A 9,651-nucleotide genomic window follows, 5' to 3' on the forward strand; every position below is an offset into this window, starting at 1 on the left:
AACGTTGCGGCGTGATAAAGAAAAGTTGAGGGGTGCCCCGCGATCGATGCGGGACACCCCTCAGTTAGGAATCCGTGTTTCGGAAACCTCATCAGCGCTTACATGATGCAAGCGCGCGAAGGTCACAGTGCATTGATGGCGCGAGCGAGGCCGGACTTGCGGTTCGCGGCCTGGTTCTTGTGAATTACGCCTGCGCCGGCAGCCTTGTCGAGCTTCTGAGCTGCGAGCTTGTACGCTTCTTCAGCCTGAGCCTTGTCGCCAGCGGCGATGGCTTCACGGGTGCGACGGACGACGGTCTTCAGGCCGGACTTCACCGACACGTTGCGCTTGTGCGCCTTTTCGTTAGTCAGGACGCGCTTCTTCTGCGACTTGATGTTTGCCAATGTAACTCCAAACGACGGTTGCTATAAGGACATACAGGCGTTTATGATACCACGGGACCGGGATAACGCGCCGACAATGACGCGCGACGGCGCGACGCGGCGAAATCTTTTGCCGTGTGGAGCCGGTAGACTAGAACAATTGGAATGTCCCCCGACATACGGAGACGGGCGGCAACCGCCCACCAATCGACCAACATCCGGCGCAAAACGTACGGGAAAAGGAGAACGCTCAGTGATTGAACCGAAAAACAAACCCGGCTATACCGATCAGTCGCTGATCCGCAACTTCTGCATCATCGCGCACATCGACCACGGCAAATCCACCGTCGCCGACCGTATCCTTCAACTGTCCGGCATCGTCCCGCAACGTGAAATGCACGACCGTTTCCTTGATCGCATGGATATCGAGCAGGAGCGCGGCATCACCATCAAGTCGCAGGCCGTCCGCGTGCCGTGGACCGTTGACGGCACGGAATACACACTCGGCATGATCGACACGCCCGGACACGTGGATTTCACCTATGAGGTTTCGCGCGCTCTGGCGGCCTGCGAGGGCGCGGTTCTGCTGGTGGACGCCACGCAGGGCATCGAAGCGCAGACCTTGTCCAATCTCTATATGGCGATCGATCACGACTTGACCATCATCCCCGTGCTCAACAAAATCGACTTGCCCAGTGCAGAACCTGACAAACACGCTGAGGAGATCGCGGGCCTCATCGGGTGCAAACCCCAGGATGTGCTCAGGGTGTCCGGCAAGACCGGTGAGGGAGTCGCCGACCTGCTTGACACTATCGTCATGGACGTGCCGGCGCCGCATGGTGACCCCAAGGCGCCTGCCCGCGCGCTCATCTTCGATTCCGTCTACGACTCCTACCGCGGTATCGTCACATACATCCGTATGGTGGACGGTGAGCTGAAATCGCGCGAGAAACTTCACATGATGGGCATCGGCATGACGCACGACCCCATCGAAATCGGTGTTATCAGCCCGGATATGATGCCCACCAAGGCGCTGGGTGCAGGCGAGGTCGGATACGTCATCACCGGAGCAAAGGACGTCAGCCAGTCGAAGGTCGGAGACACGATCACGTCCGCCATCAAGCCGGCGAGCGAACCGTTGCCGGGCTACCGTGACCCGAAGCCGATGGTGTACGCAGGCCTGTTCCCGATCGACAACGCGCAGTTCCCGGAATTGCGTGACGCACTCGACAAACTGAAACTCAACGACGCCGCGCTCGTTTACGAGCCCGAGACCTCGGTCGCGCTTGGATTCGGCTTCCGTTGCGGGTTCCTCGGCCTGCTGCATATGGAAATCGTCTGCGAGCGCCTGGAACGTGAATTCGGGCTCGATCTCATCTCCACCGCGCCGAGCGTGCCGTACGAGGTCACGGCGGAGGACGGCACCGTACACCATGTCACCAATCCGAGCGAATTCCCCGAAGGCAAGATCAAGAAAATCGTCGAGCCGATGGTCGCCGCGGATATCATCACGCCGAAGGAGTTCATCGGTTCGGTGATGGACCTGTGCCAAGAGCATCGCGGTGAGATGGGTGATATGGAATATCTGAGCCCTGAGCGGGTTGAAATGCATTATCGTATTCCGCTCGCGGAGATTGTGTTCGATTTCTTCGACCAGCTCAAGAGCCGGACCAAAGGGTACGCTTCGCTCGATTACCATGAGGATGGCGAGCAGGCCGCCGATCTGGTGAAGGTCGATATCCTGATTCAGGGTGAAAAGGTGGATGCATTCAGCGCCATCGTGCACCGCGACAAGGCGTATTCCTATGGGGTAATGATGACCAAGAAACTGCGCGAGCTGATACCTCGGCAGCAGTTCGAAATCCCGATTCAGGCGGCGATTGGATCCAGAATCATCGCACGCGAGAATATCCGAGCCCTGCGCAAGGATGTGCTTGCCAAATGCTATGGCGGCGATATCACACGCAAGCGCAAGTTGCTTGAGAAGCAGAAGGCCGGCAAGAAGCGCATGAAGATGCTCGGCCATGTCGAAGTGCCGCAGGAGGCGTTCATCGCGGCGCTTTCGACGGGCGAAGCCGGAACGGACCGGGACACGAAGGACAAGATCCGCGCGGCTCAGAAGGCGGACAGCTGAGTGGAGATTCGCCGGGGACGGAAGGTATCCCAATGACGTTCGAGGTGTATATCCATGTCCCGTTTTGTTTGAGACGGTGCGGGTATTGCGATTTCAACACGTACACCGCGCAGGATCTGGGCGGTGGAGCTTCACGGGACGGGTACGCGCGGATGGCGATCCAGGAAATGGAGCATGTCGCCGCGTGGCAGCGAGCCCACGGCATCGATGAGCCCGCCGCGGGTTCGGTCTTCTTCGGAGGCGGGACCCCCACCGTGCTGCCGGCACGCGATCTGGTGTCCATGCTTCACGCCGTACAACGCATCTGGGGGCTGGCTGCCGATGCCGAAATCACTACTGAGGCGAACCCGGACACCGTCGACGCCGACTACGTAGCCGAGCTTGCACAAGGCGGGTTCAACCGCATCTCCTTCGGCATGCAATCCGCGGTCGAGCATGTGCTGCGCACTTTGGACCGCCGTCACACCCCGGCGAATGTGGAGGCTGGAGTGCGTGCCGCGGACGATAACGGCATGCGCTCCAGCGTCGACCTGATTTACGGAGCGCCGGGGGAGAGCCTTGCCGATTGGAAGACATCGCTTGACACGGCGATATCGCTCGGCGTCAATCATGTCTCCGCATACGCGTTGACCATCGCGCCACGCACGAAAATGGGACGTCTCATCGCTTCAGGACGGCTTCGTCGCCCCGATGACGACGATGAGGCCGCCAAATACGAGATGGCTCAGGAACGGCTGTCAGCGGCGGGTTTGCAATGGTATGAGATCAGCAACTGGGCACGTCCGGGATATGAATCCAGACATAATCTCGGGTACTGGCATAACGTGGATTGGGCGGGGATCGGTCCCGGCGCGCATTCCCACTATTCGTTGCATATGGCTGGCGCAGGCGGAGGCGATTGTTTCGGACCGTCTGACAGCGACAGCACCCATGGCGGATTCCGCAGCACCGTTGTACCGGAGGACGTTGAATCGAACCCGGCACCCGGCCAGGTAACGGCAGAAAGGCTGCTGGGCGCCGCATGGTCGTCTTCCGACGATGCTTGTGCTGCACACAGCGGCATCGTGGGTCTGCGTTCATGGGATATCGCGCACCCCAAGGCGTGGGCGCGTTGTGTGGGCGCCGGTTTCGTTCCATGGCAGGGGGCAGAGGGGATTTCCCCGCGCGAGAACCTCGAGGAAACGCTGATGCTGGGATTGAGGCTCAAGGAAGGGCTTGACATTTCACGCTTCAACGGGTTGATTGCGGATGATGTCTGGGATGGGCTGCGCGATGAGGGCCTGATCACCCTGCAACGCTCACAGACGCAGGACCACCGTGCCGCAACGGTGCGTGCCGTTCCCACCTTGCGTGGGCGATTGCTCAACGACATCATCATCGAACGTCTGTTCGACTATCTGCCGTGATTTTTCCGCCTGTAAGCCGGTCATGACCTGCCGACGCCCCGGCGTGTCGCGCTGTTAGTATGGCAATACTTACAGATGCGGCGGCGAGTGCCGCCAGTGGAATGGAGACGATATGGACCAGAAGCAACGAATGCTCGCCGGTTTGCCGTACAAAGCGTGGCTTGACGGGTTGCCTGAGGAACATCAGGCATGCAAGCGCAAACTGTTCGAACTCAACACCATGGAACCGGACGAGCAGCCGGCGGGCATCCCGAAGCTGTTGGGAGAGCTGTTCGGCGGCGTCGGGGAGCGGCCGTGGCTGGAGCCGCCGTTCCACTGCGATTATGGCAGCAATATCACGGTCGGCGACGATTTCTACGCCAATTTCAATCTCACCATCCTCGATGTGGGCAAGGTGACCATCGGATCACACGCCTTCATCGCCCCGAATGTCTCGATCTACACGGCAGGCCACCCGGTGCACCCCGAAAGCCGGAATTCCGGGTACGAATACGGCATCCCCGTGACCATCGGAAACAATGTCTGGCTTGGCGGAAACACCGTTGTGTTGCCGGGCGTGACCATCGGGGACAACGTGGTGATCGGCGCGGGCAGCGTCGTGACCAAGGACATCCCGTCGAATATGATCGCTGCCGGCAACCCCTGCCGCGTCATCAGGCAGATCACCCCCGAAGATCGCGACTATTACTTCAAACACCGCAAGTTCGACGTGACCGATTTCTGATCCATCAGGTCGCTTGTCATTTGACAATATATCGTGCCGGTGCGCGAACCGGTCTTGACAATTTCCAGTACTCGTTATATGGACATCGGGCCTCCTTCGGGCCGTCCCGGCTGTACCCTATGAGAGCACTGTATTGGGCCGCAGGCATTGGCCTGCCTTAAGAGAGGTGATTTCGGTGACGTTCAAAGCCCCGCTAGATTTGACGGTTCATCGCCCGGAAGGCATGTATGATCCTTCCCAAGAGCATGATGCCTGCGGTGTCGGCATGGTCACCACGTTGAACAAACAACCCGAGCGCAAGATCGTCGACGACGCCATTGAGGTGCTAGTCAACCTCAATCACCGTGGAGCCGTCGGCGCCGAGGAGAACACCGGTGACGGCGCTGGTATCCTCATGGCGATGCCGGATGAGTTCATGCGTGCGACCGTCGGCGTGGAATTGCCCGAAGCCGGGCATTATGCCGCCGGCATCGCATTCCTCGACCGTGACATCGCGACCTCGGGTCAGCAGGAGCAAGCCATCGCCAAGATTGTCAACGAAGAAGGCCTCGAAGTCCTCGCATGGCGAATCGTTCCGACCAACCCGGACGGTCTTGGGTTGCAGGCCCTCGCCTCGATGCCTTCCTTCAAGACCATGGTCGTGGCCGACCCGGAAGGCAAGCTTGGGGGAATCGATCTCGATCGCAAGACCTTCCGCATCCGCAAACGCGTCGAGCATGAAGTCGGCATTTATTTCGCTTCACTGTCGGCACGCACCATCACCTACAAGGGCATGCTCACCACCATGCAGCTGACAGGGTTCTTCCCGGATCTGCTTGACGAGCGCATGAAGACGACCATCGCGATTGTGCATTCGCGCTTCTCGACGAACACCTTCCCGAGCTGGCCGTTGGCCCAGCCGTTCCGTCTCATTGCACACAACGGCGAAATCAACACCATCCAGGGCAACCGCAACTGGCTGTCCGCCCGCGAAGGCAGACTGAGCTCAGAGCTGCTCGGAGAATTCAAGCCGCTGCTGCCGATCGCCACCCCCGGATACTCGGATTCAGGCACCTTCGACGAGTGCCTGGAACTGCTGCATCTCGCCGGGCGCAGCCTCCCGCACGCCCTGCTCATGATGCTCCCGCCGGCTTGGGAGAACGACGACACGCTCGATCCTGACGTCAAGGCGTTCTATGAGTACAACAACACGCTGATCGAACCTTGGGATGGCCCGGCGGATATCGTCTTCACGGACGGTACGCTGGTCGGCGCCCAGCTCGACCGCAACGGGTTCCGTCCCGGCCGCTGGCAGGTCACTGACGACGGCTATCTGGTTCTCGCCTCCGAGGCCGGTGTGCTCCCGGAGATCAGCCAGGACCATATCGTTGCCAAGGGCCGTCTCGAGCCTGGAAAGATGTTCCTCGTCGACACCAAGGCCGGTCGCATAATCCCTGATGACGAAATCAAACATGAGCTCGCCTCGCAGCATCCGTACCGCAAGTGGATCGAAGGCAACTCCGTCGAGATGAGCCAGCTGCCGGTGCGCGAGCACGTCAGTCACTTCGGCCAGTCCGTCCAGCGTCGTCAGCGTGCCTTCGGGTATACCGAAGAGGATTTGAAGCTGCTGCTCGCTCCGATGGCAAACACCGGCAAGGAACCGCTCGGATCCATGGGTTCGGACACACCGCCGGCTTTCTTGTCCAAGCGCAGCCGCATGCTGTTCGACTACTTCACCCAGAAATTCGCCCAGGTGACCAACCCGCCTCTGGACTGGGAGCGCGAGCGTATCGTCACCAGCCTCGAATCGGCAATCGGTCCTGAAGCGAATCTTCTGCAGGACACTGAGCTGCATGCCAAGAAGATCCTCATCCCGCTACCGGTCATCGATTCGGACCAGATGGCCCAGCTCAAGCGCCTTGACAAAGCCAAGATCCTCGGCGGGTTCTACAAGCCCTTTGTCGTCCGTGGCCTGTATCAGGTCGCAGGCGGCGGCAAGGCTCTGAAGGAGCGTCTCGACGAAATCTTCCAAGAAGTCGATGACGCCATCGAACAGGGCAAGAACTTCATCGTGCTGTCCGACCGCGAATCCGACCACACGTGGGGTCCTATCCCGTCACTTCTGCTGACAAGCGCCGTGCAACACCACCTGCTGCGCAAGCATACCCGCACCCAGGTCTCGCTTGCCGTGGAAGCCGGCGATGTCCGTGAAATCCACCATGTCGCGCTACTTATCGCATACGGCGCCGCATGCGTGAACCCGTACCTCGCCTTCGAATCGGTCGAGGAGCTGGCGCGCAACGGCTATCTCAAGGTCGATGCCCAGACGGCCGTCAAGAACCTTATGCATGCGCTGTCTACCGGCGTGCTCAAGATCATGAGCAAGATGGGCGTCTCAACGATCATGAGCTACCGAGGCGCGCAACTGTTCGAAGCCGTAGGCCTGAACAAGGAAGTCATCGACGAATACTTCACCGGCACTACATCGCGTGTCGGGGGAGCGGGACTTGACGAAATCGCCGAAGAAGTGGCCATCAGGCACCGTGTGGCGTACCCGAACCAGTGGACGAGCCGTCCCCACCGCAATCTGCGCACCGGCGGCGATTACAAGTGGCGTCGCACCGGTGAGGACCACCTCAACGACCCCGAAGCGATCTTCCTACTTCAGCAGTCCACCCAGCGCGGTGATTACAACCTGTTCAAGAAGTACTCCGCGCATATCAACGACACTTCGAACCGTCTCATGACACTGCGTGGGCTCATGAAGTTCAAGCAGACCCGCAAACCGATTGACATCTCCGAGGTCGAACCCGCAAGCGAAATCGTCAAACGCTTCTCCACAGGCGCAATGAGCTACGGCTCCATCTCGCAGGAGGCACATGAGACGCTTGCCATCGCGATGAACACCATCGGGGCAAGGTCGAACTCAGGTGAGGGCGGCGAATCCGATGACCGTATCAACGATCCACTGCGGTACAGCCGCATCAAGCAGATCGCTTCCGCACGCTTCGGTGTGACCAGCGATTATCTGGTGCACGCCACTGATCTGCAGATCAAGCTCGCGCAAGGCGCCAAGCCGGGCGAGGGTGGCCATCTGCCGGGCGCCAAGGTGCCGCCGTGGATTGCGAAGGTCCGTCATGCGACACCAGGTGTCGAGCTGATCTCTCCGCCGCCACATCACGACATCTACTCCATCGAGGATCTGAAGCAGCTGATCAACGATGCGAAGATGGCAAATCCGAAGGCGCGTATCCATGTCAAGCTCGTCTCCGAATTCGGTGTCGGCACCATTGCCGCTGGTGTGGCCAAGTGCCATGCCGATGTGGTGCTCATCTCCGGCAGCGACGGCGGCACGGGCGCAGCTCCGCTCAACGCCATCAAGCACGCTGGTACGCCGTGGGAGATCGGTCTGGCCGAAACCCAGCAAACGCTGGTACTCAACGGTTTGCGCTCCCGCATCGTCGTCCAGTGCGACGGCGAGCTCAAGACCGGCCGTGACGTGGTGATCGCAGCTCTGCTTGGCGCCGAGGAATTCGGCTTCGCGACGGCCGCCCTCATCACGGAAGGCTGCGTGATGATGCGAGCATGCCAGAAGAACACCTGCCCGCAAGGCATCGCAACCCAGGATCCGGAATTGCGTGCACGGTTCCGTGGCAAGCCTGAATACGTGATCAACTTCTTCATGTACATCGCCCAGGAGGTCCGCGAAATCCTGGCACAGCTTGGTTTCCGGACGCTTGAGGAGGCCGTCGGCCATGTCGAGTGCCTGGACCAGAACGAAGCTGTCGCGCGCTGGAAGTCCGACGGCATCGATCTGAGCAATGTGCTCATGCAGCCCGGCCCTGTTCCCGGGACGATCCTGCATCAGACCATCGAGCAGAACCACGAATTGGAAAAGGCGCTGGACAACAAGCTCATCGAGCTTGCGCAACCTGCCCTTGAACACAAGGAACCGGTTCGCATCGACATGCCCATCCGCAACGTGAACCGTACGCTCGGCACCATGGTCGGCTACGAGATCACCCGCCGTTACGGTGCAGAGGGTCTGCCCGACGACACAATCGACATGACCTTCCACGGTTCGGGCGGCCAATCCATCGGCGCGTTCATCCCGCGCGGTGAGACTATCCGCGTCTACGGTGAAGTCAACGATTATGCGGGCAAGGGCCTGTCTGGCGGTCGCATGATCATCCGTCCGGAGCAAGACATCACCTTCGATCCGCACACCAACGTAATTGCCGGAAACGTGACCGGTTTCGGCGCCACCTCAGGCGAGATGTTCGTCGCCGGACGTGCAGGCGAACGATTCGCCGTACGTAACGGCGGTGCCACCTTCGTGGTCGAAGGTGTCGGAGACCATGGCTGCGAGTATATGACCGGCGGTGTCGTCGTGGTGCTCGGTTCCACGGGCCGCAACTTCGGCGCCGGCTTCTCCGGCGGTAACGCATACGTGCTCGATCTTGACATGGAGCAGATCAACCCGGATGCGCGCAAGAACGGCGCATTGCTGTTTGAGCCGTTGGAAGGCGCCGACGAGGAGCTCGTCCACAGTCTGGTCAAGCGGCATGCCGAGGAAACCGGCTCCGCATTCGCCCAGAGCCTGCTGGACGACTGGGAACACACCCGCACACGCATCACACATGTGACGCCCAAGCACTACGTCGCCATGACCAAGGCGATGGAACAAGCCGAAAAGAACCACGTCGACTTCAACGCCCCCGGCGCGTGGGAGCACGTGTACGAGCAGGTCATGGAAGGAGCACACTGACATGGGAGATCCAAGAGGATTCCTGAAGGTCCGCACCCGTCGCGAGCTTGCTGAGCGCCCGGTCGAGGAACGCATCAAGGATTGGCTTGACGTTCATGCGGAAAGCGGTTTGCAGCCTTGGACTACACAGCAGGCCGCACGGTGCATGGATTGCGGCACGCCGTTCTGCATGAGTGGATGCCCGCTGGGCAACCTCATCCCGGAGTTCAACGATCTGGTTCGTCAGGAGAAGTGGGAGGACGCCTACAACCGGTTGTCTATGACCAACAACTTCCCCG

General features: G+C 60.1%; 5 protein-coding genes and 1 pseudogene. 5 read left to right on the plus strand and 1 reads right to left on the minus strand.

Translation table 11 applies throughout. The features are described 5' to 3' along the window. Positions 1–122: 122 nt before the first annotated feature. Positions 123–383, minus strand: coding sequence for a 30S ribosomal protein S20 (gene rpsT / locus ACI38B_RS05450; RefSeq protein ID WP_015450517.1), 261 nt, complete (start codon positions 381–383; stop codon positions 123–125). Between the two features lie 232 nt (positions 384–615). Here rpsT and lepA point away from each other — a divergent pair, with 232 nt between their 5' ends. The 5 genes and pseudogenes from lepA to gltD form a co-directional block, all read left to right on the plus strand. Continuing rightward, entirely contained in the window at positions 616–2,496 is a 1,881-nt protein-coding gene (gene lepA / locus ACI38B_RS05455; RefSeq protein WP_439729860.1) for a translation elongation factor 4, read from the plus strand. Positions 2,497–2,528: 32 nt separating this feature from the next. Next, complete coding sequence (gene hemW, locus ACI38B_RS05460; protein ID WP_439729861.1) at positions 2,529–3,902, plus strand: radical SAM family heme chaperone HemW; 1,374 nt, start codon at positions 2,529–2,531, stop codon at positions 3,900–3,902. A gap of 112 nt (positions 3,903–4,014) precedes the next feature. Next, positions 4,015–4,626, plus strand: coding sequence for a sugar O-acetyltransferase (locus ACI38B_RS05465; protein ID WP_439729862.1), 612 nt, complete (start codon positions 4,015–4,017; stop codon positions 4,624–4,626). 175 nt (positions 4,627–4,801) lie between these two features. Next, entirely contained in the window at positions 4,802–9,373 is a 4,572-nt protein-coding gene (gene gltB / locus ACI38B_RS05470) for a glutamate synthase large subunit (RefSeq protein WP_439729863.1), read from the plus strand. A gap of 1 nt (position 9,374) precedes the next feature. Then, positions 9,375–9,651, plus strand: a pseudogene (gene gltD / locus ACI38B_RS05475) (glutamate synthase); the annotation flags it as partial.

The organism is Bifidobacterium sp., assembly GCF_051876855.1.
Taxonomy (GTDB): Bacteria; Actinomycetota; Actinomycetes; order Actinomycetales; family Bifidobacteriaceae; genus Bifidobacterium.

Excerpts from the sequence above, each read along its gene's own strand:
- hemW (WP_439729861.1), top strand. The coding sequence starts at position 2,529 with ATGACGTTCGAGGTGTATATCCATGTCCCGTTTTGTTTGAGACGGTGC.
- ACI38B_RS05465 (WP_439729862.1), top strand. The coding sequence starts at position 4,015 with ATGGACCAGAAGCAACGAATGCTCGCCGGTTTGCCGTACAAAGCGTGG.